At 75.5% G+C, this 25,581-nt stretch carries 26 protein-coding genes; 11 read left to right on the forward strand and 15 right to left on the reverse strand.

Going from position 1 to position 25,581, the window contains the following annotated elements; translation table 11 throughout:
• Positions 1-332: 332 nt before the first annotated feature.
• Positions 333-1,271, reverse strand: coding sequence for a SigB/SigF/SigG family RNA polymerase sigma factor (locus OH807_RS39135; RefSeq protein ID WP_406209569.1), 939 nt, complete (start codon positions 1,269-1,271; stop codon positions 333-335).
• A gap of 217 nt (positions 1,272-1,488) precedes the next feature.
• On the opposite strand from OH807_RS39135, the gene OH807_RS39140 reads away from it, so the two are divergent.
• The 5 genes from OH807_RS39140 to OH807_RS39160 all read left to right on the forward strand — a co-directional run bounded on the left by OH807_RS39140 (position 1,489) and on the right by OH807_RS39160 (position 4,903).
• A complete protein-coding gene (locus OH807_RS39140) occupies positions 1,489-1,884 on the forward strand; it encodes an STAS domain-containing protein (RefSeq protein ID WP_406209571.1) in 396 nt (131 codons plus the stop codon).
• Positions 1,885-2,065: 181 nt separating this feature from the next.
• Positions 2,066-2,536, forward strand: coding sequence for an ATP-binding protein (locus tag OH807_RS39145; RefSeq protein WP_406209574.1), 471 nt, complete (start codon positions 2,066-2,068; stop codon positions 2,534-2,536).
• Positions 2,537-2,891: 355 nt separating this feature from the next.
• Positions 2,892-3,770, forward strand: a complete 879-nt coding sequence (locus OH807_RS39150) for a SigB/SigF/SigG family RNA polymerase sigma factor (RefSeq protein WP_406209577.1) — start codon at positions 2,892-2,894, stop codon at positions 3,768-3,770.
• Positions 3,771-3,795: 25 nt separating this feature from the next.
• Complete coding sequence (locus tag OH807_RS39155; RefSeq protein ID WP_406209580.1) at positions 3,796-4,638, forward strand: YhjD/YihY/BrkB family envelope integrity protein; 843 nt, start codon at positions 3,796-3,798, stop codon at positions 4,636-4,638.
• Between the two features lie 109 nt (positions 4,639-4,747).
• Positions 4,748-4,903, forward strand: a complete 156-nt coding sequence (locus OH807_RS39160; RefSeq protein WP_406209583.1) for a DUF6131 family protein — start codon at positions 4,748-4,750, stop codon at positions 4,901-4,903.
• Positions 4,904-5,142: 239 nt separating this feature from the next.
• Here OH807_RS39160 and OH807_RS39165 read toward each other — a convergent pair whose 3' ends face one another.
• Entirely contained in the window at positions 5,143-5,634 is a 492-nt protein-coding gene (locus tag OH807_RS39165; RefSeq protein ID WP_406209586.1) for an HPP family protein, read from the reverse strand.
• A 170-nt stretch (positions 5,635-5,804) separates the two neighbouring features.
• Complete coding sequence (locus OH807_RS39170) at positions 5,805-6,725, reverse strand: hypothetical protein (RefSeq protein ID WP_406209589.1); 921 nt, start codon at positions 6,723-6,725, stop codon at positions 5,805-5,807.
• A 229-nt stretch (positions 6,726-6,954) separates the two neighbouring features.
• On the opposite strand from OH807_RS39170, the gene OH807_RS39175 reads away from it, so the two are divergent.
• A complete protein-coding gene (locus OH807_RS39175; protein ID WP_406209592.1) occupies positions 6,955-7,200 on the forward strand; it encodes a hypothetical protein in 246 nt (81 codons plus the stop codon).
• A 183-nt stretch (positions 7,201-7,383) separates the two neighbouring features.
• Positions 7,384-8,034, forward strand: a complete 651-nt coding sequence (locus OH807_RS39180; protein WP_406209595.1) for a DUF4360 domain-containing protein — start codon at positions 7,384-7,386, stop codon at positions 8,032-8,034.
• 134 nt (positions 8,035-8,168) lie between these two features.
• Here OH807_RS39180 and OH807_RS39185 read toward each other — a convergent pair whose 3' ends face one another.
• From OH807_RS39185 to OH807_RS39220, 8 genes are all read right to left on the reverse strand, one after another.
• Positions 8,169-8,729, reverse strand: coding sequence for a DinB family protein (locus OH807_RS39185; RefSeq protein ID WP_406209598.1), 561 nt, complete (start codon positions 8,727-8,729; stop codon positions 8,169-8,171).
• 158 nt (positions 8,730-8,887) lie between these two features.
• Complete coding sequence (locus tag OH807_RS39190; RefSeq protein ID WP_406209601.1) at positions 8,888-9,655, reverse strand: GNAT family N-acetyltransferase; 768 nt, start codon at positions 9,653-9,655, stop codon at positions 8,888-8,890.
• An 86-nt stretch (positions 9,656-9,741) separates the two neighbouring features.
• Positions 9,742-10,299: a GNAT family N-acetyltransferase gene (locus OH807_RS39195; RefSeq protein WP_406209604.1), complete on the reverse strand. Its 558-nt coding sequence runs from the start codon at positions 10,297-10,299 to the stop codon at positions 9,742-9,744.
• Between the two features lie 129 nt (positions 10,300-10,428).
• Positions 10,429-11,376: an ABC transporter ATP-binding protein gene (locus OH807_RS39200; protein WP_406209607.1), complete on the reverse strand. Its 948-nt coding sequence runs from the start codon at positions 11,374-11,376 to the stop codon at positions 10,429-10,431.
• Positions 11,373-12,485, reverse strand: coding sequence for an ABC transporter ATP-binding protein (locus tag OH807_RS39205; RefSeq protein ID WP_406209610.1), 1,113 nt, complete (start codon positions 12,483-12,485; stop codon positions 11,373-11,375). The genes OH807_RS39200 and OH807_RS39205 overlap by 4 nt, the downstream gene beginning before the upstream one ends.
• Positions 12,482-13,381 carry an ABC transporter permease gene (locus OH807_RS39210; protein WP_406209612.1) on the reverse strand — a complete coding sequence of 300 codons (900 nt, stop codon included), beginning with the start codon at positions 13,379-13,381 and terminating at the stop codon, positions 12,482-12,484. Before OH807_RS39210 ends, OH807_RS39205 begins: the two co-directional genes overlap by 4 nt.
• On the reverse strand, positions 13,368-14,336 hold the full coding sequence (locus OH807_RS39215; protein WP_406209614.1) for an ABC transporter permease: 969 nt from the start codon (positions 14,334-14,336) through the stop codon (positions 13,368-13,370). Before OH807_RS39215 ends, OH807_RS39210 begins: the two co-directional genes overlap by 14 nt.
• A complete protein-coding gene (locus tag OH807_RS39220; protein ID WP_406209617.1) occupies positions 14,333-15,892 on the reverse strand; it encodes an ABC transporter substrate-binding protein in 1,560 nt (519 codons plus the stop codon). The genes OH807_RS39215 and OH807_RS39220 overlap by 4 nt, the downstream gene beginning before the upstream one ends.
• A 304-nt stretch (positions 15,893-16,196) precedes the next feature.
• On the opposite strand from OH807_RS39220, the gene OH807_RS39225 reads away from it, so the two are divergent.
• Positions 16,197-16,820, forward strand: a complete 624-nt coding sequence (locus tag OH807_RS39225) for a TetR family transcriptional regulator (RefSeq protein WP_406209619.1) — start codon at positions 16,197-16,199, stop codon at positions 16,818-16,820.
• Here OH807_RS39225 and OH807_RS39230 read toward each other — a convergent pair.
• The gene (locus OH807_RS39230; RefSeq protein WP_406209621.1) at positions 16,805-17,647 is read right to left on the reverse strand and encodes a GntR family transcriptional regulator; all 843 of its coding nucleotides are present in this window, start codon (positions 17,645-17,647) and stop codon (positions 16,805-16,807) included. The genes OH807_RS39225 and OH807_RS39230 overlap by 16 nt on opposite strands.
• A gap of 226 nt (positions 17,648-17,873) precedes the next feature.
• On the opposite strand from OH807_RS39230, the gene OH807_RS39235 reads away from it, so the two are divergent.
• On the forward strand, positions 17,874-18,659 hold the full coding sequence (locus OH807_RS39235) for a tyrosine-protein phosphatase (RefSeq protein WP_406209624.1): 786 nt from the start codon (positions 17,874-17,876) through the stop codon (positions 18,657-18,659).
• Positions 18,653-20,419: a glycoside hydrolase family 3 protein gene (locus OH807_RS39240; RefSeq protein ID WP_406209628.1), complete on the forward strand. Its 1,767-nt coding sequence runs from the start codon at positions 18,653-18,655 to the stop codon at positions 20,417-20,419. Before OH807_RS39235 ends, OH807_RS39240 begins: the two co-directional genes overlap by 7 nt.
• A 25-nt stretch (positions 20,420-20,444) precedes the next feature.
• On the opposite strand, the gene OH807_RS39245 is transcribed toward OH807_RS39240, so the two are convergent.
• On the reverse strand, positions 20,445-21,353 hold the full coding sequence (locus OH807_RS39245) for a LysR family transcriptional regulator (RefSeq protein ID WP_406209631.1): 909 nt from the start codon (positions 21,351-21,353) through the stop codon (positions 20,445-20,447).
• 84 nt (positions 21,354-21,437) lie between these two features.
• Between OH807_RS39245 and OH807_RS39250 the strand changes: the two genes are divergently transcribed.
• Positions 21,438-22,400 (forward strand): EamA family transporter, encoded by a 963-nt coding sequence (locus OH807_RS39250; RefSeq protein WP_406209634.1) that lies wholly within the window; start codon positions 21,438-21,440, stop codon positions 22,398-22,400.
• 80 nt (positions 22,401-22,480) lie between these two features.
• On the opposite strand, the gene OH807_RS39255 is transcribed toward OH807_RS39250, so the two are convergent.
• Together OH807_RS39255 and OH807_RS39260 are read right to left on the reverse strand one after the other, a co-directional pair.
• Complete coding sequence (locus OH807_RS39255) at positions 22,481-23,848, reverse strand: M64 family metallopeptidase (RefSeq protein ID WP_406209636.1); 1,368 nt, start codon at positions 23,846-23,848, stop codon at positions 22,481-22,483.
• 181 nt (positions 23,849-24,029) lie between these two features.
• Entirely contained in the window at positions 24,030-25,457 is a 1,428-nt protein-coding gene (locus tag OH807_RS39260) for a DUF2252 domain-containing protein (protein WP_406209639.1), read from the reverse strand.
• Positions 25,458-25,581: the final 124 nt, after the last annotated feature.

A 25,581-nucleotide genomic window follows, 5' to 3' on the forward strand; every position in this document is an offset into this window, starting at 1 on the left:
CAGCCGTGGCGGTCACGCCGGTGCGGGCTGCGGCCGGGGCGGCGGGACGGGATCGGGGGCCGGGAAGGGGCCGGGGTCGGGGAAGGGCGGGACGGGCGGTGGGGCCGGCGGCGGAGGACCGCCCGGCCGTGGCGCCGGGTACGGGTGCGGGACCGGCTCGGTGTCGGGCCCCGGGGGCGTCGGGACGGTCATGGTGCTCCCTCCTCGCCGGAGTCGCTCGCTGCGGCTCCTACCCGGGACATTGCGGGCAAACCGCGCCGATCGGCACTGATCGGCTCCGAATCGGCGGCCCCCCGGTCGGGCCCCGCCACGCCCGTTCCGGCCCGGCCCGCTCAGGCCTCGGCCTGCAGCTCGGTGCGCAGGCCGGCCAGGATGCGGGTGAGCAGCCGGGAGACGTGCATCTGGGAGATGCCGAGCCGGCGGCCGATCTCGCCCTGGGTGAGCTCGGCGCCGAAGCGCAGCGAGAGGATGGTGCGGTCGCGCTCGGGCAGCGCGGCGATGACCGGCTTGAGCGTCTCCAGGCAGAGCACGGTCTCGAAGGCGCCCTCCTCCTGGGCGACCCGGTCGGCCAGCACGGTGCCGCCGTCCGCCCCGCCGTGGCCGGGGGCCGGGGCGTCGAGGGAGCTGGCGCTCTGCGCCTGGGAGGCGATCAGGCCCTCGCGCACCTCGTCCTCGGTGAGGTCCAGGTGGGCGGCCAGTTCGGCGGGGGTGGGGGCGCGGTCCAGCAGCTGCTCCATCGCGTCACTGGTCTTGGCCAGCGTGAGGCGCAGCTCCTGCAGCCGGCGCGGGACGTGCACCATCCAGCCGGTGTCGCGGAAGAACCGCTTGATCTCCCCGCTGATGGTCGGCAGCGCGAACGTGGAGAACTCCACCTCGAACGCCGGGTCGAAGCGGTCGATGGCCTTGATGAGGCCGATCGTGCCGACCTGGATCATGTCCTCGACCGGCTCCTTGCGGTGGGCGAACCGGCTCGCCGCGAACTTCACCAGCGCCATGTTCAGCTCGACCAGCGTGCCGCGCACGTACGAGTACTCGGCGCTGCCCTCCTCGGCGGCGTGCAGGCGGGCGAACAGCACCTTCGACAACTCGCGCGCGTCCGCGGGGCACACCGCGGCCGGCTGTTCCGCGGAGATCCCCAGGCGGGCGGCGACCCGGACGAAGTCGGCCGGGCAGGTCACCTCGTCGCTGCCCGCAACCGGGCCGGCCGCGGCGGGGGCCGAGGGGCTGTTGGTGCGGGCAGTGGTCGAAGGGCGGGACGCGACGGTCGGCATGCTCTCTCCTCTGCTGGTGATCACTGGCTCGGAACGACGGGACTCACGTGCCCCGCCTCGCCCGGAACAGGCCTGCCTTCGCCACACGGCCCCGTAACCTTCACGTTTCCCCTACATTCGGCCTGCGCATTCGACGGGTTCCGCCCGGTGGCGTACCTTGCCTGCGGATGCCGCCGTATGGTCGTACGTGCAGCCGGCCACCCGACGAAGGAGAGCGATGCGCGACAGCGTCCCCGAACCGACCGCCGCCCCTCACCGGCCCGGGGGCGGGCCCGACGTCGGGCGGCTGCGGGTCGAGCTGCGGACGGCGGGCACGGCCGTCGTCGTGTCGCCCGTGGGCGAACTGGACTACGACAGCACGGCGCTCCTGCGCGAGCGGCTGCACGAGGCGATCGGGCAACCGCAGGAGCGGGTCGTCGTCGACTGCCGGGGTCTCTCGTTCTGCGACTCCACCGGCCTCAACCTGCTGCTGAACACCCGCACCGAAGCGGAGCGGGCGCACGTCGCGCTCATCCTGGCCGACCTCCAGCCCGCGGTCGCCAGGGTCTTCGAGGTCACGGGGGCACGGGCCGTCTTCGACATCCGTGCGGATGTCGGCGCCGCCCTCGTCTGACGGCACCAGCCCCGCAACGGCGATCCGAGCGGCGTCGGCCCCGGTGCACCCGGCAGGCGCGACTCGGCGCGTTCCCGCCCGTGTTTCCGGTGTTCCCGGTGTTTCCGGAGGGTCGGCGGGCACAAGGAAGCAACGGCCGGCCACACCACCCGGCCCCGGTCGGTCGTAAGAGCGAGGACAGATGAGCGCCAGTGAGTACCGGACCACGAGTCGGTCGGTCCTGCCCGGGTTGCCCGCCACGGGCCAGACCCGCCGGCTGACCCTGAGCGGCGTCCCGGGAGTGGTCGGACGCTGCCGGGACCACACCCGGTCGGCCCTGGAGGACTGGGGCTGGCTGCCCACGGCCGACCCCGACCAGCAGGCCCGGGCCGACGACGTGCTGCTCCTCGTCTCCGAACTCGCCACCAACGCCTGCCGGCACGCCGGGGGACCGGACCAGCTGGTGCTGGCGGCCTCCGCGGGCACCCTGCGGATCGAGGTGCTGGACGGCTCCGACACGCCGCCCCGGCCGCGCGTGCCGCACTCGCCGCTGCACGCGGGCGGACACGGCCTGCACACCGTCGCCCTGCTCGCCAGCCGGTGGGGGCACCTCCCGCGCGTCGACGGCCCCGGCAAGGCCGTCTGGGTCGAGATCGACCTCCCGCAGGGCTGAACCGCGCGGCCGTGCGCCGGCGCACGGCCCGGGCGGCTGCCCGCCGGTACCCGACGGCCGGGGCGCGGAAGGGTTCGTCCGCCGGTGGCCGGGTATCACCACCTGACGGAGTCCTCGGCCCCGCGCCCCCTCCGTACCGGCGGTTCTGCACCCGCCGGGCTCACGGCACGGTCACCGTGCCGGGACGCCGTCACCTGAAGCAGCCGGGTCCCACGGTCTCCCACCCCCGAATTCCTGCGCGCCCCCGTCCTCGGCAGTCCGCTGCCGTCCACGGGTGGAGCCCGTGCCCCGCAGGGCGTGACAAAGCCCTCGCGGCGGGCGAGGCCGCGCAGGGGCGAGTCAGGGAGCTGACCCCGTGTCCGCCGTCACCACTGCCGTGCCGCCCGTGCGCGCACCACGGCCGCAGGAGCAGGACCTCCACCGCCCGACCCGCGAGGAGCTGCGGGCCATGGGCAAGGCCGAAGCCCGGGCGAGGAGCGACGCCCTGTTCGAGCGCCTGGCCGGCCTGGAGCGCGAGTCCGACGCCTACAGCCGCGTGCGCGGCACGATCATCGAGCTGAACATGCCGCTGGTGCGGTTCGTCGCCGCGGGCTTCCGCCACCGGTCCGCCGAGCCGGACGACCTGCTGCAGGCCGGCACCGTCGGCCTGATCAAGGCCGTGGACGGCTACGACCACCGGCGGGGCGTGGTGTTCGTGACGTACGCGATCCCCACCATCAGTGGCGAGATCAAACGGTTCTTCCGGGACACCTCCTGGCCGGTGCGCGTCCCGCGCAGTCTCCAGGAGCTCTTCCTGCGGGTCGCCCGCCGCTCCGCCGCCCTGGAGCAGGAGCTCGGACGCCCGCCCACCGGGGCGGAGCTCGCCGCGGACCTGCACCTGGACGCCGCCGACGTCGCCGTGGCGCTCGACGTGGGGCGGGCCCACCGCTCCGACTCGCTGGACGCGCTGCGCGAGGACCGCGCGGACGGGAGCGGCGGTACGCTGATCGACCGGCTGGGGGAGCGCGACCGCAACCTCACCCTGGTCGAGTTCCGGGAGTCCGTGCGGCCGCTGCTCGGGGAGCTGCTCCCGCGCGAGCGGACCGTCCTGATGCTGCGGTTCTGGGGCGACTGCACCCAGTCGGAGATCGCCGAACGGATCGGCTGCTCCCAGATGCAGGTCTCCCGCCTCCTGGCGGCCACCCTCGGCGGTCTGCGCGAGCGGCTGGCCGACGCGGCGGCGGACGGCCGTTGAGGGAGCGGCCCGGCAGGAGGCCGCCATGACGCGCGTCGAGCGGTACGCCGGCCCACCCCGCCCGGGCCGCTCCCGGGCCGCGGCCCGGCACGCCCGGCGGGTGGCCGTCGCGGTGTGGCGGCGCGGCCGCGAGGTGGAACTCATGCACCGGGCCCTGGCGTTCGCGGCGCTGTGCTTCGTGACCCTGGTGCCGCTGCTGGTCGTGATCGCCGCCGCGTCGCCGGCGCGCGGCGGCGGGATCGCCGACTGGATCGCCGACGGGCTGGGCCTGTCCGGCCGCTCGTCGACCGACGTGGCGCAGCTGTTCGCCTCGCGCCGGGAAGTCCTCGGTACCACCACCGCGCTCGGCCTGGCCGCACTCGCCGTCTTCGGGGTCACCCTGATGACGGCGGTGCAGAACGCGTACGAGCGGATCTGGCAGCTGGCGCCCGGCGCCTGGCACGGCGTCTGGCGGCAGGTGGCGGCGCTGGGCGGGCTGATCGGCTACCTCCTGGCGGCGACCTGGAGCAGGATCCCCTGGCAGCACACGTCCGCCCAGCCGGCGTTGCGCGCCGCCGCCACGGCGGTCGGCGGCGTGCTGCTGTTCTGGTGGCTGCCTCGGCTGCTGCTCGGTGCGCGCGTCCCCTGGCGCCGGCTGCTGCCGGGCGCGGTCGCGACCGTCCTCGCGCTGGCAGGCCTCCGGGCCTTCTCGCGGCTGGTGTTCGCGCCGCTGATCGTCTCCAACGTGGTCGCGTACGGGCCGGTCGGCACGGTGCTGGTCGTCCAGTCCTGGCTGATCGGGGCGGGGTTCTGCGTCTACGGCGGCGCGATCGTGGGCCGGGCGCTGCTGTCGCTGCGGGTCGTCCCGCACCGCCGGGGCCCGCGCTGACCGGCCGGCCCGGCCCTCCGGCCTGATTGAAGACCGGGGAACGGGACAGACGCACCTTGGCCTCCGCAGCAGCGGGGCCGGAACCGGGGGCACACCACCGGAGGTCGTCGTGATCGTTCTCGGAGCCATCCTCCTCGTCATCGGATTCGTCGCCGGCATCTCGATCCTGTGGACCATCGGCCTGGTGCTGGTCGCCGTCGGCCTGGTCCTGTGGCTGATGGGCGCGGCCGGCCACGAGGTCGGCGGACGGCGTCACTACTGGTGAGCGACGGGCCACCGCGCCCGTGCCGCTCCGGAGGCCCGGGGCGGCCGGCTGTGCCACCGTGGAACCGGGGGAGCGCACCTGTCGCGAGAGGAGAGGCCATGTCGTCGAAGCGGCGCCGCAAGAAGAAGGCCCGGGCCAAGCGTCGAGCCAATCACGGTCGTCGGCCCCAGTGCTGAGCAGTACCCCCGCGGTCACCGGCGGTCCGACAGGGCGCCGGTGACCGCGCTGTGCGGCGGGTGCTACCAGGTCAGCGGGTAGCGCACCGGGTGGCCGCCGATCCGGCCGGGCAGTAGGCCGATCGCCACGAGCAGCGCGGTCGAGAGCGCCAGCAGCGGGAGGAAGTGCGCGGCCGGCGGGGCCTGGAGCACCACGATCACGGAGGTGGCGGCGGCCGGGGAGTGCGAGAGCCTGGCCAGCATCATCGCGCCCAGCGAGAGCCCGGCCGCGACGGCGGCGCCCCACCCGGTGGAGCCGGTCGCCGCGAGGGTGGCGAACCCGATCGCGGCGGAGAGCAGCTGGCCGCCGACCAGGTTGCGCGGCTGGGAGATCGGCAGCCCGGGCGCGCCGTGCACCAGGGCGGCGCTGGCGGCCAGCGGCGGGATCAGCAGCGGTTGCCGCAGCACCACACCGACCCCGACCAGCACCAGCAGCGCGCCGATCGCGAAGACGGTGGTGCGCAGGACGTGCAGCGGGTGGGGTCGGGGGCCGGCGGCGGGTGGTGGCGTGGACATGCGGGCTCCGGGCAGGTGGGTCGGGGACCCGGAGATCATAAACAGATTGTTGATTGAAGGGTAAAACTCTTGCCTCTGGGGCAAATCCCGGGCCCGTCCGCCGGGAGGGAGCGCCGCCGTGGCGGTCGGTCCGCGGTCGGGCCGCGTGCTCGGTCGTGCCGCGTGCTCGGTCAGGCCGCGTGCTCGGCCACCAGTGCCTGGATGCTCCTGAGGAGGTGGACGCTCCGCTCCTCGCCCAGGACCTCATGGGGGAAGTCGAGTGCCCGGCGGCCGTCGGTGATGGTCACGTGGACGGTCTCGTCCGGGAGCACCGGGCCGCCCTCGACGGCCTGGTGCCAGCTGCGCTTCCGGTGCAGGCGGATCCCGGCCCCGGCGAGCTGCTCGGTGGTGACGAACGTCTCCAGGCCTGCCAAGCCGAGCCAGCGGATGCCGGCCGTGGTGAAGGCGAGGTAGCGGCCGCGGGCGAAGGGATTGATCCGGTGGTTGAGGTCCAGGAAGGCCAGCAGCTCCTCGCCCGACTCCAGGGCCTGCTGGGCCGCGGCCAGGGTGCGGTCCTTGCCCGCCCGGAGCCGGATCACCGACCCCGGCTCGGCGACGACGATGCGCCGGCCCCGCGCTTTCGGGCGGAGCTCCCGGGCGAGCAGCCGGCCGAGAAGTGTCGTGCGGTCGGCGTCGCAGGCGGTACCGGTGTCGCAGGCGGTACCGGCGGTGCCGCTCCGCGCCGGTGACGGGCTCCGGGATGCGGTCCGCAGGGCCGCGACGGCCTGCCACCTCTCGCGCCATGCCCTCACCACCGGGTCCTGCGTCCCGGGTGGCGGCCCCAGGAGCGGCTTCCCGTCCTGGTCGAACGAGAGGAGGGTGCGGACGATGGTCACGAAGTTGTCGGAGCTCGGCAGGTGCTTGCCGTTGAGGGCGGTACTGATGGTCGAGGACGAGACCGAGGTGCCTGCGGGGGAGCGTCTCTCCATCGTCCGCATCGGGGGCAGGGAGCGGCTCCGCCACAGTCTCGTCAGCTCCGTGGCGAGGGCGGCGCGGTGCTCCTCGTAGGAGCCCCCGGGCGGCGGGTCCGCCGGGGTGTCGTTGGTGGTCATGACGGATGGGTTCCCCGGTGGACGCGCCCCGGAACGGGCCGCCGACGGGGAAGGTGTCCGGGGCCGGGTCGGAGCCGCGCCGGAGCCGGTCCCGGCGCTGTCCGGGAGTGTCCGACGTTGTCCGGAACGGTGCTCGGCCCGTGCTCCGGGCGTCCGGTGGGGTCCGGCTCCGTGCGGATCCGTCCGAGCGGCTGGGTGCCCGGGCACCCCGGGCCCTTCCATGGGTGTCATGAGCGACCCGACTCCCACGCCGCGGCGCAGCCCGCGGCCGCAGCCCGGCCGGCTGCGTGAGCGCATGACCGATCTCGCCGCCCTCCTCGCCCTGTTGGCGGCGGCGGCCCTGCTCTTCCTGCTCGCCGGCGCACAGGTCGGCGTGATCGCCACCATCGGCGTCAGCCTCTACACGACCTGGCAGGGCGACCGTCGCCGGCCCCCGTCGCGCCGCCCCGGCCGGCGGCGCGACGGCGACGGGTGAGTCGTGCCGGGGGCGTGAACGCAGCGGCCCGCGCCGGTGCGTTCACGCCGACGCGCGGGGATGCGCCCCGCTGCTCCCCCTGGACGCCGAATGCCCGGCAATGCTGACATGTACGCGACAACCCGCCGAGGTCGGCACGTGGGGGTGCTGACGGGAACCGGCGGGCGAGGGAAGGGCATGCCCGTGACCGCACGCATCCTGGCCGTCGGCGGTGCAGCCGCCGTGCTGCTCGCCACTCCGCTCGCCGGCGTCGCCGCCGGCACCGGGTGGACGACGCCGCCGCCGGACAAGATCGTCATCAATGTGGCCACCGTCAACGGATCCGGCTGCCCGGCCGGGACGGCCGCCATCGCCGTCTCCCCGGACAACACCGCCTTCACGGTGACCTACAGCGACTACATCGCGCAGGTCGGGGTCGGCTCCAGGCCCACCGACTTCCGCAAGAACTGTCAGCTGAACCTGAACGTCCACGTGCCGCAGGGCTTCACCTACGCCATCGCCTCCGCCGACTACCGCGGGTACGCGCGCCTGGAGAAGGGGGCGAGCGCGCTCCAGAAGGCCAGCTACTACTTCCAGGGCTCCCCGCAGACCTCCTCGCGCACCCACCAGTTCGCCGGACTGCTCGACAACAGCTGGCAGGCCACCGACACCGTGGAGGTCGCCGCCCTGGTCTGGGCACCCTGCGGGGAGCTCCGCAACTTCAACATCAACACCGAACTCCGGGTCAGCGCCGGCACCTCGGACCCGACCCGGACCACCAGCTTCATGACCATGGACTCCACCGACGGCAGCATCAACACCGTCTACCACCTGGCCTGGAAGCAGTGCCCCTGATCCGCCCCCGCCCGGCCCGGGACCACCCCGGGACGTGCCCCTGATCCTCCCCGGTGCTCCGTCCGCGCCCGCCCGTGCCCCGGTGGGCGGGCGCGGACGGTCACGGGGGCGGAAACGGGGCGCGGCGGGACGCGTCAGCCCATGCTCTTGGCGCCGTCCAGGGCCTCGCGGATGATGTCGGCGTGGCCACTGTGCTGTGCCGTCTCGGCGACGACGTGCAGCAGCGCCCGCCGGGCCGACCAGTGCGCACCCGGCTCGAACCAGGGCGCCTTCGGCAGCGGGTGCGCGGCGTCCAGGTCGGGCAGGGTGGCGACCAGCTCGTCCGTCCGGCGGGCCGTCTCCGCGTACTCGGCGAGCACGCCGGCCAGCGTCTCGCCGGGCAGCATCCTGAACTCGGCGGTCCGACGGGCGAAGTCGGCCTCCGTCATGTCCGCGAAGTCGGTCATCGCGGACGGGCCCTCCAGGATGAAGTCCACCCAGCCGCGCTCGACCGCCGAGACGTGCTTGATCAGCCCGCCCACGCACAGCTCGCTGACGGTGGTGCGGAGCCCGGCCTGCTCGTCCGTCAAGTCCCGGGTGGTGAAGCGCAGGTGGTGGCGGTGCGTCTGCAGCATCACCAGCAGGTCGGCGCGCTCGCCGGTGGCCTGCACCCGGGGGGTCGGTCCGGTGGTGGCCGTGAGGGTGCTGTCGGTCATGATGTCCGCCTTCGTCGTTCCTGTTCCCTTGCCGAGAACCACAGTAGGAGCGAAGTAGGACGGATCGTGTCCTAGTCCGATCGCCGGCCGGGGCTCTCCCGGAGGGCGCCCGGACCAGGGGCGAACGGCGCGGTGGCGGGGTGGCGGCGCCGGGCGGGTCAGCGGCCGACGGAGACCTCGTGGTACCGGCCGACGGCCTCGAAGCCGAGCGCCGTGTAGAGCGCGACGGCAGCGGTGTTGTCCGCCTTGACGTTGAGCGCGATGTGGTCGACCGTGCCGAGCAGCCGGTGACAGAGGGCCGCGACGACCGCCCGGCCGACGCCCCGGCCACGGATGCGCGGATGGGTCGTGATGTTGCCCAGCGCGGCGATCCGGTGCTCGGGCGACCAGACGTGCACGCCCGCGACGGCGACCAGCTCGCCCTTCTCCCGCACACCGACGTACTGGCCGGTTTCGAGCATCCGCGGGTCGAACCAGTTCTCCGGGTAGGCCGCCTCGTACAGGGCGCGCAGGTCGGCGAGGTCGGCGGTGGAGAGCGGTTCGCCCTGCGGCTCCTGGGCGTGCAGCCGGCCCCGGTCGGTCAGGGCCATCCGGAGGTAGAGCCCGCGCGATGCCGCGTCCGGGAGGGAGGTGAGCAGGTCCTCGGCGCCCTCGGTGACGAGGGCGTAGAGGCGGCGGGGCAGCAGGTCGCGCAGGCCGTCGAGCAACTCCCGCAGCCCGCCGAGGTGTTCGGGCTGTTCGAAGGCGAGCAGCGTCGGCAGCCCGGCGCCGTGGTAGACGAGTGCGAGACTGTCGCCGAGGCGGTACCAGGTCGTCCAGGGCCAGAAGAAGTCGTCGAGATCGCCCAGTTCGTAGGCGTGCAGGGCGGGATCCCGGCGGAGCAGGGCGGCGAGGGCGGACCGGTCGTGTACGGCAACGGGAAGCATTCGGCCGATCCTAGAGCCTGCCCGCCGCGCCCGGCGCACCGCGTCACCGGCCGGCCGGTGCGGGCCGCCGGCCGGTGGGGCGTCGGTCAGCCGCCGGCCGCCGCGGGCCGGGCCGGGTCCGTCCACTCCTCGGCGAGCAGGCCGAGCACGACCTCGTCGGAGTAGCTGCCGCACGTCCAGGCGGAGCGGCGCAGGGTGCCCTCCAGGACGAACCCGGCCCGGGTGGCGGCGGCGGTCATCGGGCGGTTGTCGGCGAGCGTGTCCACCTGGAGCCGGTGCAGCCCCCGGACGGTGAAGCCGTAGCGGCAGAGGACGGTGACGGCGTCGCCGGCCAGCCCGCGGCCACGGAAGGCCGGGAGCAGCGCGAGGCCGAGGTGGGCGGTGCGGTTGTGGGTGTCGATGCCCCAGAGCAGGGCCTCGCCGGCGAGTTCGCCCGATCCGGCGTCGACGACGGAGAAGAAGGCCGCGTCGTCGGCGTCGGCGGGCACGCGGTAGGGCGATTCGGCCGGCGTCGCGGCGAGCGGCCGCCACGGGCGGGAGTCGGCGCGCGAGCGCGTCGCCACGTCGTCGTACAGCTCGGTGTGCAGGGTGGCGATGTCGGTGTCCTGGCGTGCGCGGAGCACGACCCGTCCCATGGATAGCATGTGACATGTTATATCGCGGCTGGCGCGGGCCTGCTCGGAATTACCACGGGCCGACCGGGCACCCGGGCCGACCGGGCACCCGGGGTGGTCCCGGCCGTCGGCCGTGGCAATTCCGAGCAGGCCGCCGGGTCAGTGCGGCAGCGGCCGGTGGCAGGCGACCGACCGGCCGGGGGTGAGCTCGCGCAGGACGGGAGCCTCCTCGGCGCAGCGGGCGTCGGCGAGCGGGCAGCGGGTGCGGAACCGGCAGCCCGACGGCGGGTCGAGCGGGGACGGCGGGTCGGCGGGGAGCAGACCGGTGGCACCGAGCGGCCGGCCCGGCTCGGGGACGGCGGCGAGGAGGGCGGCGGTGTACGGGTGGGCGGGGGCGGCGAGCACCTGCTCGGTCGGGCCGCGCTCGCAGAGCCGGCCCAGCTGGAGCACCGCGATGTCGTCGCTCACCGCCCGCACCACGCCGAGGTCGTGCGAGATGAACAGGCCGGCGAGGCCGCGCTCCTCGGTGAGCCGGCGCAGCAGGTTGAGCACGGTGGCCTGGGCGGAGACGTCGAGCGCGGAGACGGCCTCGTCGGCGATCAGGACGCGGGGCTCGGCCGCGAGCGCGCGGGCGATGGCGACCCGCTGGGCCTGGCCGCCGGAGAGCCGGCCGGGGAGGCGGTCGCCGAACAGCCCGACCGGCAGGCCGACGGCGTCCAACTGCCGCTCCACCACCTCGGCGCGGTCACGGGCGCCGTCCGGGTGGGCGTCCAGCGGCTCGGCGACGAGGTCGCGGACGGCGCGGCGCGGGTTGAGGGAGGAGACCGGGTCCTGGAAGACCATCTGCATCCTGGGGCGCAGGGCCCGCAGCGCACGCGGGGTGAGCGCCGCGAGGTCGGTGCCGTCCAGGGTGACGGTGCCGGTGGTGGGCGGAGGGAGCCGGAGCAGCGCCTTGGCGATGCTGCTCTTGCCGGAGCCGGACTCGCCGACCAGGGCGGGGGTCCGGCGTTCGTGGAGCGTCAGGTCGACACCGCTGACGGCGTGCAGCGGGCTGGAGCGGGTGTGGTGGACCACGGAGAGCCCGGTGGCCCGCAGGACGGCGGTCATGCGGCGTTCTCCGCGGTGGTCACGGTCTTCTCCAACGGGTGCGGCGACGGGTGTGGCGGAGTGAGCGGGAAGTGGCAGGAGGCCGTCCGGCCGGGACCGGCCCGGTGGACGGGCGGCGCCTCGGCCGTGCAGACCGGCTCCGCACGCTCGCACCGCGGCGCGAAAGGGCAGCCGGGGATCGGCAGCGAGAGGTCCGGCGGGGAGCCGGGGACGGCGGGCAGGGTGCGCCGCAGCGGTCCGGTGACGCGCGGCACCGAGCGGAGCAGTGCGGCGGTGTAGGGGTGGGCGGGGTACTCGGTGACGGCCCCGGTCGGGCCGGTCTCGACGATCCGCCCGCCGTACATGACGGCGATCCGCCGGGCCCGCCCGTAGAGCAGGCCGATGTCGTGGGTGATCAGGAGGGTGGCGAGGCCGCGCTCCTCGCGATGGCGGTCGAGCAGGTCGAGGACGGTGCGCTGGACGGTCACGTCGAGCGCGGTGGTGGGTTCGTCGGCGAGCAGCAGGGCGGGCGAGCCGGCCAGTGCGGCGGCGATGCCGACGCGCTGGCGCAGGCCGCCGGAGAGCTCGTGCGGGTACGCGCGGGCGCGCCGGGCCGGGTCGGGGACGTCGACGGCGGCGAGCAGGGCGGCGGCGGTCTCCCGGCGGGCCCGGCGGGAGAGCCGGCGCCGGGCGGTGAGCGCCTCGGTGACCTGATCGGCGATCCGGACGACCGGGTTGAGCGAGGTCATCGGGTCCTGGTGGACCATGGCGACGCCGGTGCCGAGCAGTTCGGCGCGCCGGGTGGGGGCGGCGGTGAGCAGGTCCTCGCCGTTGAGCAGCACCTGTCCGCCGGCGGTGACCCGGGTGGTGCGCGGGTGGACGCCGAGGACGGTCCGGGCGAGCACGGACTTGCCGGAGCCGGACTCGCCGACCACGCCGAGGCACTCACCGGCGTCGATGGCGAGGCCGACGCCGTGCAGGACGTGCAGGGCCCGGCCGCCGGGGGTGTGCAGGGTGACGTCGAGCGAGCGGACCTCCAGGACCGGTGCGGCAGCGCGGCCGCCGTCGGTGCGGTGGTGCGGCTCGGCGCGGTGGCCCGCCGCCGGAGCGGCCTGCGGGGCGGCGGTCATGTCCGGCTTCCCTTCGAACGGAGCTGCTCGCCGAGGTAGTTGAGGGCGAGGACGGTCAGGCAGAGCACCGCGGCGGGGGCGAGCGAGATCCACGGGGCGCTGCCGAGGGTGGTCCGGCCCTCGGCGATGATGCCGCCCCAGGACGGGGCCGGCGGGCGGAGCCCGAAGCCGAGGAAGCTGAGCGAGCCCTCCGCGACGATGGCGACGGTGGTGGCGGTGAACGCGAAGGTCAGCGCCGTGGGCGCGACGTGCGGCACGACCTCGCGGCGCAGGATCCGCAGCGGCGCGGTGCCGATCATCCGGGCGGCCTGGACGAAGCCGCGCTCGCTGAGCGAGAGGACCACGGCGCGCACCACGCGGGTGAAGTGCGGCACCGTGAACACGCCGATCAGCGTGCCGATCACGGTCAGCCCGGGGCCGCGCAGGGCGACCACGATCATCACCAGGATCAGGGTGGGCACGGACATCAGCAGGTCGGTGGCGAAGCCGATGGCCTTGTCCGTCGGGCCGCGGAACCAGCCGGCGGCGACCCCGAGCGCCCCGCCGCCGAGCAGGCCGACGGCGATGGTGAGCCCGGCGACGGCGAAGGAGGCACGGGCCCCGGCGACGGTGCGCTGGAGGACGTCGCGCCCGGCGGCGTCGGTGCCCAGCCAGTGGCCGGGGCCGGGCGCGGCGGAGGGGTGGGCGAAGTCGCCGTGCAGCGGGTCGAACCCGGGCAGCAGCGGGAGCAGCAGGGCGGCGAGCGCGACGGCGGCCAGCCAGCCGCCGGCGGCCACCACCCCGGCCGGCGGGCGCCGCCACGGGGCGCGCGGCGCGGCGGCGGGCCGCACCGGCACCGGCCCCGGGCGGGTCTGCGGGGCGGCCCCGGCGTCGGTGGCGGGTTCAGCGGTGCTCATGGGCGATCCTCGGGTCGATCGTGCGGTACAGCAGGTCCACCGCGAAGGTGGCCGCCACCACGGCGACGGCGCTGACCACCACCACCGCCTGGACCACCGGGAAGTCGCGGCCGTTGATGGCCCCGGCGGCGAGGCTGCCGACGCCGGGCACCGCGAACAGCGACTCGACCAGCACCGAGCCGCCGAGCGACGTCCCGACGCCGATCCCGACCAGGGTGACCAGCGGCAGCGAGGACGGGCGCAGCGCCCGGCACAGCAGCAGGCGCACGGTGCCCATGCCCCGGCTGCGCGCGGCGGCGATGTACGGCTGGTCGAGGGTGTCGAGGAGCTGGCTGCGCAGGGTGCGGGTGAAGACGGCGGCCTCGGTGAGGCCGAGGGTGAGGGCGGGCAGCACCAGGTGGCGGAGGTTGTCCAGCGGGTCGTCGGTGAACGCCGTCCAGCCGGTGGCGGGCAGGATCCGCAGCTGGACGGCGGCGATCCAGATCAGCAGCAGGCCGAGCACGAAGCCGGGTACGGCGAGCCAGACGAAGGCCCCGGCGGTGGCGATCCGGTCCACGGCGCCGCCGGGCCGCCAGGCGGACCACAGGGCCACCGGCAGGGCCACGCCGAGAGCCACCAACTGGGCGGTGACGAAGAGTTCGAGGGTGACGGGGATGCGGTCGGCGAGTTCGGCGGTGACGGCGGCGCCGGTGGCGAGCGAGTGGCCGAGGTCGCCGTGCAGGGCGGCGCCGATCCAGTGCCAGGTGGCGGTGAGGACGTTCCGGTCCAGGCCGAGCTCCGCGTCGTAGGCGGCGACCTGTTCGGGAGTGGCGGTGGGGCCGAGGGCGGCGAGCGCGGGGGAGCCGGGCAGCACGTGCGGCAGTGCGAGTGCGGCGACGGTGACCAGCAGGAGGACGGCGGCGGCCCGTCCGGCCTGCCCGGCCCGGCCGGCGAGGCGCAGGGTCCGGGGTGTCACTTCTTCACCCACAGGCCGGCCGGGGAGACGCCGACGACCGTCCGGCGGGAGACGTCGGGCAGTCCGGCGACCTTGGCGGAGGCGAGCAGGCCGACCCTGTTCTCCGTCAGGAAGAGCATCGGCGCGTCCTCGACGACCGCCCGGGCGGCCTCCTGGTACGCGGCGGCCCGCGCGGCCCGGTCGAGCGTTGCGCGCCCGGTGGTGACGGCCCGCCCGGCGGCCGGGTTGTTCCAGCCGGTGAAGTTGTAGGGCGCCCCGGGGGCGAAGAGGCTGGTGAGCGCGGTGTCGGTGTCGCCGAAGAGGCTGGTGACGAAGTCCATCACCTGGAACTGGCGCTGGTACATCGCGGTGCCCAGGCTCGCCGGGTCGAGCGGCTTGATGGTCATCCGGACGCCGGCCTCGGCGAACATCTGCTGGAGCACGGTGGCGCGCTGCTGGCCCTCGGGCCGGCTGTCGACGAGGTACTCGAAGGCGAGGTCGGGGTGGCCGGCCTCGGCGAGCAGGGCGCGGGCCCGGGCGGCGTCGTGCGCGGGGTGGGCGGTGTCGCCCCGGTAGGGGGAGGCGGAGCCGATCGGGCCGTCGGCGACCTTGCCCTGGCCGAGGTAGACGACCTTCTCGACGGCCTCGCGGTCCACCGCGTACTGGAGGGCCTTGCGCACCTTCGGGTCGTCGAAGGGCGCGGCCTTGGTGTTGAACAGCACGGTGGAGGTGGAGCCGGGTCCGGTGGCGGCGCGCAGCCCGTCTCCGGCGGCCTGCTTGAACTGCGCGGGGGTCTCGGTCCAGACCAGGTCGGCGTCGCCGGAGCGCAGCGACTGGTAGCGGCTGTCGGCGTCGGGCAGCACCTTGTAGACGAGCTTGTCGGCGTGGCCCTTGGCGCCCCAGTAGGAGGGGTTGCGGGTGAGGGTGACGGAGACGCCGGGCTGCACGCTCTCGACCGTGTAGGGGCCGGAGCCGACGGCGGGGGCGTCCGCGGCGGCGGGCGCCTCGGCGACGTAGCCGAGCGAGCGGGTGAAGAGGTTGGGGAAGGCCGCGTCGGGCGCCTTCAGGGTGAAGCCGACGGAGGTGGGCGAGTTCACCGTCATGGCGGAGATGGTGGCGGCGTCGGCGGCGCAGGCGCACTTGCTCTCGGGCCTGGCGAGCCGGTTGACGTGGTCGACCACGGCCTGTGCGTCGAGCGGCTTGCCGTCGCCGAAGGTGACGCCCTCGCGCAGGTCGAGCGTCCAGCCGGTGGCGTCGGCGCTGGGGGTGAACGCCTTCGCCAGGTAGGGCTGGACGGCGCCGTCGTCGCCGTTGGTCATCAGCGGGTCGTAGAGCGCGTTGGCCAGGATCATCAGCGGCATCGAGGTGAGGCCGGAGTCGGCCGGGTCGAGCTTGGCGAAGGGACGGTCCAGGCCGATCCGCAGGGTGCCGCCGTCGACGGCCGGGCCGTCGCTCGCGGGTGCGGCGGCCGGTCCGCCGCCTGAGACCGCGTCGTCGGAGGCCGAGCAGCCGCCGGCGGTGAGGGTGAGGGCGGCCGCGCAGGCCACGGCCGCCACGACGTGCTGGTGTCGCTTCATGATTCCTCGGTGCTTCCTCGGGCGCGCCCCGCGGCTGGTCCTGCCGCGGGCGGTCGCCCCGGTTCGGGGAGGTTCGCTGGGGGTGTCGGCGGGCGGATCCGGCTCCGGACCGCCGCCGGGAACCACCCTTTCTGAAGTGGCACGACTGCCAAAAGGCAGTTGTGCAAACTTCACATGACGGCCTGTCGACGATCTCGCGCGCGCCTTGAGCGGCCCCCATCAGGCGTGATTGCGTACGGGTGAAGGCTTACGCGAGAAGGCAGTTGACGCACCCGGAGGCGGGTGCAGCGAGGAGCGGGCGCGAATGCAGGGGCAAGGGACGGACACCGCGGCCGGGATCGGGCTGCGCGACCGCAAGCGGTTGCGCACCCGGCAGGCCATCCGGACGGCGGGGCTCGACCTGTTCGAGGAACAGGGCTTCGAGCGCACCACGGTGGAGCAGATCTGCCGGCGCGCGGACGTCGCCCACCGGACCTTCTTCCGCTACTACGCGTGCAAGGAGGCGATCCTCTTCGGGCTGGACTTCGGCGCCGTCATCCTGGAGGCCTTCGCCGCCGCGCCTCCCTCGCTGGGCCTCTGGGCGGCCTTCCAGCACGCCGTCGAGGTCACCGACGGGGGGCTGGACGAGCCCGCCGAGCACACCGCCCGGCGGCGGGAGCTGCGCCGGCGCTTCATCGGCATCCGGTCGGTGCACGACTTCGCGGTGATCCAGATCGACGCCATCATCCAGCAGACGGTGGTGGTCGCCGGGCGGCGGCTCGGCGTGGACCCGGAGACCGACCTGCGCCCGCACACGCTCGGGGCGGCGCTCAGCGGGATGATCCGGCGGCACGTCATGATCGGCGGCCCGGGCGAGCCGCTGGAGGCCTGGGTGGCGGCGTTCCGGGAGGTGTTCGTGGCGGGCGCGGAGCCTCAGGCGTCCCGGTAGTGCAGGACGAACCGCGCGCTGCTGCCGTCGATCCGGCGCCGGAGGTAGAGCGCCGGGGTGCCGTCCGGGGTGCAGCTCACGCCCTCGCGGAGCAGCAGCGGGGTGCCGACCGGAAGGCCGAGCAGCTCCGCGTCGGCGAGGTCCGCGCCGATCGCGCCGAACGAGCGCCAGTCGTACTCCAGCTCCACGCCGGCGGCCCGGGCGAGGTCGGGCACCATGTTGCCGGCCCGGCCCGGCCGGACCAGCGCGGCGGGCAGCGGGCCGCCCGGCACCCAGTAGCTGGTGGCGACCCGGGGCCGGCCGCCGAGCCGGATCACGGTGTCCACCCGGGCCAGTTCGCCGGCCGGCCGGCCGAGCTGCCGGGCGGCCTCCTCGTCCTCGGCCGAGCCGGCCGACGGCGGCGGGGTGGCGACCACGAACTCGCCGTCCTTCCCGGCGCCGTCCTCCCCGGAGCTGCCTCTCCCGGCGCCGTCCTCCCCGGCGCCGGCGGACGCGCCGCCGCCGGCCGCCGGCGGTCCGCCGATCGGCAGTGAGGTGTGCACGCTGCCCAGGTCGATCCGCTGGCTGCGCGGGTCGACGGTGATCGACACCCGGACGGCCGGGGTGCGGACGAAGGTGCCCACGCCGCGGCGGATCTCCAGGACGGCCGCCCGCTCCAGCTCGGCCACGGCCTGCCGGACGGTCAGCCGGTTGACGCCGAACTCGGCGGCGAGCTCGGGCTCGCTGGGCAGCCGGACGCCCGCCGGGTACGCCCCGGTGTCGATGCGCTCCTGGAGTTGCCGGGCCAGCCGGCGGTACAGCGGGGTCTCGCTTCGGTGCGTTGCCACGCGCCAGATCCTACGGACTCGGCCGCGGCGCCAGGGGCCGGTGCCCGACGGCCCGCCGCCCGTGCGCGGCCGGCCGTGCGGCGGGCACCCCGGGTTGCCCGGGAGTTCACCGCCCCGTGGCTTGCCCCGGAGCCCCTCCGACCGTTAGACATCTCGCTGTGAAGACATCTAGATGTCTAGATGTCCAGCCGTTCCGGCCGACAGCCCCTCCGAAAGGACCACCCGCATGACCCTCGTCAACTACCGCGACCCCGCCGCCCTCGCCGACCCCGAGGGCCGCTGGGTCCGGGCCGGCGTGCTCCACCGCTCCGCCCAGCCCTTCCCGGCCGCCGGCCCGGCGGTCGTCGAGCTGCTGACAGCCGCCGGCATCCGCACCGTCGTCGACCTGCGCGGTGCCGCCGAGAGCGAGCCCGCCGACTGGGCCGAGGCGCAGGCCGCCGGCGTCGAGGTCGTCGCCGCCCGGATCGACCCGACCAGCGCGGCCCTGGAGGCGTCCATGCGGGAGATGACCACCGCCGCCGACCTCGGCGCCTTCTACCTGCTGATGGCCGAGTCCGCCCCCGGCGCCGTCGCGCTCGCCGTGGAGGCCGCCGCCCGGCCCGGCGGCGTCCTGCTGCACTGTGCCGCCGGCAAGGACCGCACCGGGCTGCTCACCGCCCTGTTGCTCGACCTGCTCGGCGTCCCCGCCGAGGAGATCGTCGCGGACTACGCCCGCACCACCGACGCGCTGCCGCAGATCTTCGCCGGTCTCGCCGAGCGCAACCGCGCCGCCCTGAACGACTACGCGTCCGGCGCGCTGAAGGTGCCCGCCCCGCTGCTGGAGGCCCCCGCCGGGGCGATGGCGGCCTTCCTGGAGCTCGTCGCCACCCGGCACGGCGGCACCGAGGCCTTCCTCGCCCACTGCGGGGTGGACGCCGCGACGGTCGAGGCCTTCCGCGCCAAGGCCGCCGCCCCCGCCACTGCTGCCGCCACCGTCGTTGCCGCCCCCGCCGCCGGTGGTGCCGCGTGCTGACCCTGCTCCGGCACCACGACGGCACGCCGTTCCGCGACCTCAACCACAACGGCACCATGGAGCCCTACGAGGACCGCCGGCTGCCCGTCGCGGAGCGCGTCGAGGACCTGCTCGGCCGGATGACCCTCGCCGAGAAGGCCGCCCTGATGTGCCACGGCCGGATGCTCCCGGGCGACCAGGGCCCGTTCCCCTCGGGCGCCGGGCTGATCACCGAACGCGGCCTCACCGCCTTCGCCATGATGGCCGTCCCCGACGCCCGCACCATGGCCCGGTGGAACAACCACGTGCAGGACCTCGCCGCCGCGGGCCGGCTCGGCATCCCCGTCACCCTCGCCTCCGACCCCCGCCACGGCTTCACCGCCAACCCCGCCACCGCCCACACCGGCGGCGGCTTCTCCACCGGCCCCGAGCCGATCGGTCTGGCCGCCACCGACGACCCGGCCCTGGTCGAGGAGTACGCCGCGCTGATCGGCCGGGAGCTGCGCGCCGTCGGCATCCGCCTCGCCATCCACCCGATGGCCGACCTCGCCACCGAACCCCGCTGGGCCCGGATCAGCGGCACCTTCGGCGAGGACCCGGAGCGCGCCGCCCGGATGATCGCCGCCTACATCCGCGGCCTCCAGGGCGAGCGGATCGGCCCGGACAGCGTCGCCTGCATGACCAAGCACTTCCCCGGCGGCGGCCCGCAGGCCGGCGGCGAGGACTCGCACTTCGCGGCCGGCCGCCGGCTGGTCTACCCCGGCGGCGCGTTCGAGCAGCACCTGCGCCCGTTCGAGGCCGCCTTCGCCGCGGGCACGGCCCAGATCATGCCCGCCTACGCGATCCCCTCCGGCGCCGGGCTCGCCGAGGTCGGCGCCAACTTCAACCGCGACGTCATCACCGGCCTGCTGCGCGGGCGGTACGGCTTCGACGGCGTCGTGTGCACCGACTTCAACGCCATCACCGGCATGGAGGTGCCCGGTGTGGTCTCGCTGCCCCCGCGGCACTGGGGCGTCGAGCAGCTCACGGTGCCCGAGCAGGTGGCGCTCACCATCGACGCGGGCGCCGACCAGCTCGGCGGCGAGACCGACCCCGGGCTGGTCCTGGAGGCCGTCCGCTCCGGCGCGGTGGACGAGGCGCGGATCGACGCCTCGGTGCGCCGCATCCTGCGCGACAAGTTCCGCCTCGGCCTCTTCGACGACCCGTACGTGGACGCCGACGCGGCTGCCGGGCTGGTCGGCACCCCGGACGGGCGGGAGCTGGGCCGCACGCTCCAGCGACGCTCGCTGGTCCACCTCGCCGGGCGGCCGCTCACCGGCACCCGGCTGTACGTGGAGGGGGTGGACGCGGCCGTCGCCGCCCGCCACGGCACCGTCGTCGACCGCCCCGAGGACGCCGACGCGGCCGTCGTCCGCCTGGCCACGCCGTACGAGGCGCGCGAGGGTCTGCTGGAGCAGCACTTCCACTCCGGCTCGCTGGAGTTCGCCCCCGCGGAGGCGGCCCGGCTGGCCGCGCTGGCCGCCGCACTGCCCACCGCCTTCGTGGCCCAGCTGGAGCGGCCCGCGGTGCTGACCCCGCTGGCCCCGCACGCGGCGCTGCTGGTCGGCGAGTTCGGCGCCGCGGACGACGTCGTCCTGGACGCCGTGCTCGGCCGCGCCCCGATGACCGGCTCGCTCCCGTTCGACCTGCCGCGGTCCGACGCCGCCGTCGGGGCCGCCCGCGAGGACGTCCCCTTCGACACCCGCGACCCGCTCTTCCGGTACGGCCACCGGGCCCGCTGAGGCAGTGGGCCGGGCCGCCGCGGTGTCAGGGCGGCGGCCCGGCGGCCCGGCCGGCCCGCTCCTGCAGCAGGCCGCGGACGAGGGCGAGGGCCGGCCACCGCAGCCGGCCGTGCCGCGCCACCGCGTAGGCGCGCAGCACGGTCGGCGGGTTGTCCAGCGGCACCCGGCGGACGCCGGGGACGAGGGTGTGGGCGGCCGGCAGCAGCGCCACCCCCAGCCCGGCGGCGACCATGTGCTGCACCAGGTCCAGACTGTCGGCACGGTGGGTGACCTGCGGGGTGAAGCCGGCCATCGAGGAGAGCGTCCGCACCACCGTCTCGTCCGCGGTGTTGCGGGAGTTGACGATCCAGTCCAGCCCCGCGCAGGCCGCGAAGACCTCGGCGGCCCCGCCCGCCGGCACGTCCAGGCCGGCCGGCACCGCCAGGCCGCAGCGGCCGGTCCACAGCGCCGCCGCCTCCACCGACCGGTCGGGCGGGGCCGGTGCGAGGTTGTAGTCGTAGGTGAGCGCGAGGTCCACGGCGTCGTCCGCCAGCAGTTGCCGCGCCTCCGGGGGCTCGTGCTCGCTGATCAGCAGCCGCACCGCCGGGTGCTCCTCGCCGAGCCGGACGACCAGGGGGAGCAGGTGGTCGCGCACCGCCGTCCCGTACCCCGCCACCCGCACCGTGCCGTTCGGCCGCGCCTGCGCACTCAGGTCGATCCGCGCCCGTTCGACCGCCGCCAGGATCCCCGCCCCGTGCTCGACGAGCCGGCGCCCCGCCGGGGTGAGCCGCACTCCGCGACCGTCGGGCTCCACCAGCACCTGGCCGACCTCCTTCGCCAGCGCGGCGATCTGCTGGGAGACGGTCGAGGTCGTCACGTGGAGGTTCTCCGCGACCGCGCGCATGGAGCCGAGGCGCGACAGTTCGCAGAGCAGGGCGAGGCGGCGGGTGTCCATGGGCCCATCGTTCAGGATGTCCGAACGGACTGTCCAGAAATGGCACGTGGACGGCAACGGTGGCCCGGCGGTCTACTGATCGACATGACCACCCACGACCACGCCGTGGCCGGGCCCGGCGGCTCCCGGGCCGGCGCCGGCGCCGCGATGACGCTCGCCTCGATGACCTCCGTCCAGGCCGGCCTCGCGCTGGCCGCGGACCAGTTCGACCGGGTCGGCCCGGTCACCGCCGCCTGGCTGCGGATGGTCTGGGCCGGGCTCGTCCTCCTCGTCCTGGCCCGGCCGCGGCGGGCCGACTTCACCCGCAGCGGGTTGCGGGCCTGTCTGGTCCTGGGCGTGGTCACCGCGGGCATGATGAGCCTCTTCATGCTGGCCGTCGCCCGCATCCCGCTGGGGACGGCGAGCGCCCTGGAGTTCCTCGGCCCGCTCGGCCTCGCCCTGTACGCGGGGCGCCGCGCCGGGCTGCTGCGCTGGAGCCTGCTGGCCGCGGCCGGTGTCGTCCTGCTCACCGAACCCTGGCGGGGCGGCACGGACCCGGTCGGCGTCGCGCTGGCGCTGGCCGCCGGCGCGTGCTGGGCCGGCTACATCCTGCTCACCCAACGCGCCGGCGACCAGGTCGAGGGCCTCAAGGGGCTGGCCGTCTCGCTGCCGACCGCCGCGCTCGTCACCACGGCCTTCGTGGGCCCCGCCGCGATCGGTGCCCTGACGCCGTCCGTCGCGTTCACCGGGCTGCTGCTGGCCGTCCTCGCGCCGCTGCTCCCGTTCAGCCTGGAACTCCTCGCCCTGCGGCGGCTCACGGCCGCCGCGTTCGGCACCCTGATGAGCCTCGAACCGGTGATCGCCCTGGTGATCGGGGCCGTCGTCCTCGGGCAGCTGCCCGGGCCCGTCGGGATCCTCGGTGTGCTCTGCGTGATCACCGCCGGTGTCGCCGCGATCCGGGCGGGCGGGCGTGCGCCGGCCGGGCCGGCCGCCGCGGTGCCGAGCGCGGAGCCGGAGCCGGTGCCTGCCCCGGAGCCGGAGCCCGAACCCGCCCGTCCCGCCGGGTGACGGGCGGGCCGCCCGGACTCCGCACAGCGCGGCGTCCGGGCGGCCCGGCGCGTTCCCACGGGCCCCGGAGCGACCGGCGGTCAGCCGATCACCCACCAGGAGAGCGTGCCGGTGAGGGCGGGGCGAAGGGCGGGGTCGACGACGGCCGGGGTCGGATCCGCCGCGACGGCGGTCAGCCGGTGGCCGATGCCGCGCGGGGCGGCGACCGGGCCGGTTCCGGCGGCGGGCGCGGCCAGTGCGGGGGCGGCCAGTGCGGGCGCGGCAAGTGCGGGCGCCGCGAGGTCCACGGCGTCGAGCGCGACGGTGGTGCGACCGCGCAGGCCCACCAGTTCGCGCCCGTCGGCGTACCAGCGCAGCGTGGTGCCGGGGACGGGCAGCTCGACGGTGATCCGGCCGGACGGGTCGAGCGGCCGGCCGGCCGGGACGCTGCTGGTCAGGGGCGTGGCGTGGCGGTAGAAGCCGGCGATCATCGCCTCCCGGCCGGGGAGGTTGAACTCCCGTCCGAGCGAGCGCATGATCGAGTTCTCGGTCGGCCGCAGCAGGCCCTCGGGGTAGTAGCCCCCGCCGAGGTAGGCGCCGACCGTCCCGCCGTCCGGCGACGTCCGGCCGAGCCAGCGGTACCACTTCGCCCGCCCGGCGCCCATCCGGTCGGCGGTCAGCGTGCTGATGTTGGCCTCGGCGGGCTCCTCGCCCACGTAGCCGCCCTGGCCGTCGTAGAAGTACTCGTCGGCGAGCTTGCCCAGCGAGTGGCCGGTCTCGTGCACGGCGATCTGGCCGGACCTGCTGTTGCCGCCGGCCACCGTGGCGATGCCCTCGTAGCCGAGCGGGGAGCTCACGTCGTTGTACCCGGCGCCGCCGTACTTGGCGGTGTTGGCGACGACCAGGACGAGGTCGGCCTGCGGGGCCTTGGCGGCGTAGCGCTCGACGGCCTTGACGTCCACGCAGAGCAGCCGCTCGATGTCGTCGCACCAGAAGTACGAGCCGAGCGCGGTGTCCCGCACGGTGCTCCGGTCGGGGTCGCCGGTGATGCCCGACTGGGCGGAGACGGCCTGGACGGCCCAGACGTTGAACAGCCCGCGATAGGTGGCGTACGGCTCCACGGCGCTGATCTCCGCCCACTTGGCGGCGGCGTCGGCGCGGAACTTCTCCTGCTCGCCGGCGGTGTAGCCGTCGCCGATCACCACCACGTCCAGCTTGGTGGCGATGGTGCCGTCGCCGGCGATCGGGGTGACGGCGCCGTCGCCCGCGAGGGCGGCCGGCCGGTCGGCGAGGTACGGGGAGGCGGGGGAGACGTCGGCCCGGGAGATGCCGCCGTCCTCGGCGAACACCTCGACCCGCTGCCCGTGCGGCGGCGGTCCGCCGGGGGCGGCGCCGGCCGGGGCCCCGGCCAGTAAAGCCATGGACATGACAGCCAAGAGAACGGCGGTGACCGAGCTGTTCCTGCGCACGCGGGCTCCTTCGCGGATGGACTGGCGACAGCAACCCCTATTGGACGAGGTCCGGGCCCGGGAAGGGAAGAGCGCCGTCGCGCCGGAGCCGCCGCGCCGCCCACCGCGGGGGCGGTGGGCGGCGCGGCGGCCCGGCGGGGCTCAGGCCGGTCTGGTGGGGCTCAGGCCTGTTCGGTGGTCCTCAGGCCTGTTCGGCCGTGGTGTCCGCGGCCTTCAGCCGGCCCGCGCGGACGGCCGCCAGCAAGGCCGCGTGGTCGCGCTCGTTCTGGTCGGCGTACGCCTCGGCGAACGGCACCAGCGCCCGGTCGAAGGCGTCCTTGCCGCCCAGGTAGGCCGCGATGGCGATGCGGTCGCCGGAGCGCGCGTGCGCCCGGGCCAGCGTGGCCCCGCACAGCTCGCCGAACGCCCGCATGCCGCGCGGGACCATCGCCTCGGGCACCACGATGCCCTTCCAGTCGCGCAGCTGGCGGATGTAGAAGTCGCGGTTCCGGCCGTCGATGCCCTCGACCCGCTCCCACCCGAGGAAGATGTCGCTGGCCGCCTGCATCAGCCGCTGGCCGGACACCACCCGCTCGCCCTGGTTGGCGTACTGGCTCGCGCCGACGTGCGCGGCGAGCACGGAGGTGTCGGCCTCCTTGGCCTGGAGGAAGAGCGGGTCCCGGCCGTCCCGGCCGAGCAGCAGGAAGATCCAGCAGCGGGTGCCGACGCTGCCGACGCCGACCACCTTGCGGGCCACGTCCACCAGCCGGAAGTCGGCGAGCAGCGCCCGGCGGTCGGAGGACAGGGTGCTGCCGTAGCGCTCCACCAGCCCGTGGAAGAGCGTCATCAGCGCCGTCCGCTCGACCGTGGGCAGCACGTCGGTGAGCGGGGTCAGCAGCGGCGGATCGGCGGCGATCCGGACCTGTCCGTCCACCACCTCGGTGAGCTTCCCGAAGACCTGGAGGCTGTCGCGGGTGCGGGCCTTCACCATCGCCTCGTCCAGGCTCCGGCGGCCGCGCCGCGAGATCCGCCCCTCGGCCAGCTCCCGCATCCGGTCGGCGTCCATCCTGGCGTACCAGACGTCGAGGTTGCCCATCCCGGCGAACCGCCGCATCGCCTCCCGGTAGGAGCGGACCGCCGCCTGCACGATGCCCGCGCGCACGGTGTCGTCGTAGCCGTTCGCCCGCGCCGCGATCACCAGGCTGGCCGCCAGGCGCTTGACGTCCCACTCCCAGGGGCCGGGCAGCGTCTCGTCGAAGTCGTTGATGTCGAACATCAGCCGGCGCTCCGGGGAGGCCAGCAGGCGGAAGTTGAGCATGTGGGCGTCGCCGCACAGCTGCACCCGCACGCCGGAGGCCGGAGTGCCCGCGAGGTCGGAGGCCATGATCGCGGCCGCGCCCCGGTAGAAGCGGAACGGGGACTCCGACATCCGTCCGTAGCGGATCGGGATCAGCTCCTGCACCCGCAGCGCCGACTGGGCCTCCAGGATCGCCAGCGGATCCGGCCGGTCGGGGCCCGGCCGGTACTCGCCGTGACTGGAGCGGGGTGCCGTCCGGCGCGCCGCCCGCCCGGCCGCCGCGCGTTCCGCGGGCGTCGCGCGCGGGGCCGGATGCCACTGTTTCTGACCCATCGCCGTCCTCCTGCCTGACCGGGGGCGGTGGCAACCCCCACCCCCGGACAGCCGGGGGCCGATCCGCCGCCACCCTTCGATCATCGCCGCCGCCCGCCGATCCGGCCTGCCGTGACCGCCCGGC

Source organism: Kitasatospora sp. NBC_01560 (assembly GCF_045208415.1).
Classification (GTDB): domain Bacteria; phylum Actinomycetota; class Actinomycetes; order Streptomycetales; family Streptomycetaceae; genus Kitasatospora.